Annotated in this window: 2 protein-coding genes (1 of these 2 only partly in view); both read right to left on the bottom strand. The window is 66.3% G+C overall.

Annotation, left to right across the window (positions count from 1 at the left end):
- Positions 1-1,385, bottom strand: the 5' portion of a protein-coding gene (arsA, locus tag K789_RS23195; protein WP_272943971.1) for an arsenical pump-driving ATPase. Its footprint begins 151 nt before the window's first position; 1,385 of the gene's 1,536 nt are visible here — the first part of the coding sequence; it begins with the start codon at positions 1,383-1,385; its stop codon lies off the left edge, out of view.
- 8 nt (positions 1,386-1,393) lie between these two features.
- Positions 1,394-1,786, bottom strand: a complete 393-nt coding sequence (arsD, locus tag K789_RS0114330; RefSeq protein ID WP_024367353.1) for an arsenite efflux transporter metallochaperone ArsD — start codon at positions 1,784-1,786, stop codon at positions 1,394-1,396.
- Between the last annotated feature and the right edge of the window lie 236 nt (positions 1,787-2,022).

The following is a 2,022-nucleotide window of genomic DNA, read 5'->3' as shown; positions in this document are numbered from 1 at the left end:
GAGCCGGTGGCGTCCAGGAGCAGCAGGGTGTGGCCGGTCGGTGCCGTGTCGATCACGACAAAGTGCCGGCGGGATTCCTGGACCACCTTGGAGAACTGCCGGAAAACAGCAACCTCGTCCGTGCACGGGGACATCAGGTCCTCGGCGAGCGCCGCGCGTCCGTCGTCGTCCAGGCTCCTGCCCTTGGTCTCCATCACATGATCGCGGTACTCCTGGATGGCCGCTTCCGGATCGATGCGCGAAACCGTGAGGCCCGGGATGGAACCATGGAGTGTTTCGGTGAGGTGGGCTGCGGGATCGGTCGTGGTGAGGTGGACCGCATGCCCGCGTTTGGCCAGGGCGACCGCAATGGCGGCTGCAACGGTGGTCTTCCCGACCCCGCCCTTGCCCATGCACATCACGAGGCCGTGGCCGTCAAGCTCCACCTCGTTCACCAGGGCAGCCAGCGGGGCGTCCTCAATGTCCGGGACCAGCGCGCCGTCAGCCGTGACATCGGCGCCGGAAGTGGCCGCGAACAGCGATTCAAGCGCCGGAATGCCGACCATATTGCCCGGCTTCAGATCCAGAACATCGCGGGGCAAAGCCGCGACGGCGTCGGGAATGGCCGCGATGGCGGCAGCCTCCCGGGCGCGCAGGGCCTGCGCCAGGTCCTCGTCGCCGGCGGCTTCCGGCAGGACGCCGTTGACGACGACGTATCCTCCCCCGATCCCGATCTGATTGAGTTCGAGGTAAGTCCGCTCAATTTCGCTCAGTGACGATGTCTGTGCGCGGGTGACCAGGACAAGCCGGGTCCTCGCCGGGTCCGTCAGGGCCTGGACCGCCTTGGCGTACACCTGCTTGTGCTTCTCCAGTCCTGACAGGGGGCCAAGGCAGGACGGGTCCCCCTTGCCGGCCGCGAGGAAATCGGTCCACGAGCCGGGCAGCTGCAGCAGGCGGATCGTGTGACCTGTCGGGGCTGTATCGAAGACGATGTGGTCAAAGTCCCCGTACGAGCTGTCGTCGGCGAGCAGGTTGGTGAACTCGTCGAAGGAGGCGATCTCCGTGGTGCAGGAACCTGAGAGGCTCTCGGCAATGCCGGCCAGTTCAGTCTCGGGCAGCAGCCCGCGGACGGGCGCGATGATCCGCTCCCGGTACGCCGCGGCGGCCTGCTCCGGGTCAATTTCCAGCGCGGATACACCCGGCACATCCTGAAGGGGCGTGACGGTGTTCCCGATGGTCACGCCGAAGACCTGCCCGACATTGGATGCGGGGTCGGTGCTGACCAGCAACACTTTCTTGCCGGACTTGGCAAGGGTGAGCGCTGTGGCACACGCTACGGAGGTCTTGCCCACGCCGCCCTTGCCGGTGAAGAACAGGAACCGGGGCGCATTCTCGAGAAACTTCACGCCGGAACCTAGCAGCAGCTCGTCGAGCCGCCGCAGCAGCCGCCGGACTTTTCACTCAGGCCGAGGTCCGGGCGGGACTGCGGTTCAACGCTGGCTTCGCCCAGTCCGGCGAATGCGAGCAACTGCCCCCGGCTCGGGTAGCTCCCGGTGGCGACCGTAACGCCGTCGACGATGGTGAGCGGAAGTCCCTTGGATCCGACCAAGTGCATGAATCCACGGACCGTTTCGTCCTCCGCGAAGGCGGTCGGTTCGCTGGCGAGGTTGTGGCGGGCAATGTCGGCACCGAGGCCCTGGAGATGACGCACGTCCGCGGTCACAGCCACCAGGGACTGGTCCACGTCGGGGCCGCAGACACCGGTGTCACAGCAGAGGGCGGATTCGTAGATTCGGATAGCAGGCATGCGGTTCTCCTTGACTGTCGTGGCGGTTCGATGAGATACCGGACCACCGGTCCCACGCATTCAGGCCCCGGTCCCGGCGGGGACGTGACCGTCATGATTGCGACCCTTCCAGCATATCGACAAATATCGATATGCAGAAGCGGTGTCCAGGGTGACGTTGGCAACGCGGCCCATGCAGGTTCCGGAGCTGCCGGACAGCCGGACAATCCGCCGCCGTCCGCGGCCTGTCCGCGGGC

This window comes from Arthrobacter sp. TB 26, from assembly GCF_000427315.1.
GTDB lineage: Bacteria > Actinomycetota > Actinomycetes > Actinomycetales > Micrococcaceae > Arthrobacter.
Note: the sequence above shows the minus strand (reverse complement) of the source record. Positions and strands in the feature narration are given on the sequence as shown.